Genomic DNA, 496 nt, shown 5'->3' with positions numbered 1-496 from the left:
CCGTATAAAAATAGTTAACAAACAGCATGATGGCGCCGAAGATGATGTTGCATCCCGCGTCGCCCATCCCATAGCCGATCTTTTCTTTTACTGACAGTGTGTTGTTATCCATCGACAGCTCTCCGGTTTACGGTATGGAGAGAATTATTTGCTGGCAAAGGAATATATGCGTTGCAGTATCAGGGCGGTGATATGGATAAATGCGCTGTGGGCGTGAAAGTGTGAGGGGAGGTAACAACGCGCGGCACCCGCAAAAGCAGGTGCCGCGGAGAGAGGCTTAGTGTGCTTTCATGGCATTACGGCTTTTCTGGCTGAAGAGATAGCCTACGCCAAGGATCGCAATCCAGACCGGGATCAGGTAGACGGAAATCGCCATACCCGGCGTGATCAGCATGATCACCAGTACGGCCGCCATGAACACCAGGCACACCCAGTTGCCCAGCGGATAGAGCAGGGCAGGGAAGCGCGTGGTGGACGCCCCTGCTGCTGCTTGGCG

Annotated in this window: 1 pseudogene; it reads right to left on the bottom strand. The window is 54.2% G+C overall.

Annotated elements, in window-relative coordinates:
• Positions 1 to 277: 277 nt before the first annotated feature.
• Positions 278 to 496 (bottom strand): annotated as a pseudogene (locus AC3B4V_RS16240) (hypothetical protein); the annotation flags it as partial.

The organism is Exiguobacterium sp. E17S (assembly GCF_057772545.1).
The sequence above is the reverse complement of the archived record's forward strand: the minus strand, read 5'-3'. Positions and strand labels throughout refer to the sequence as shown.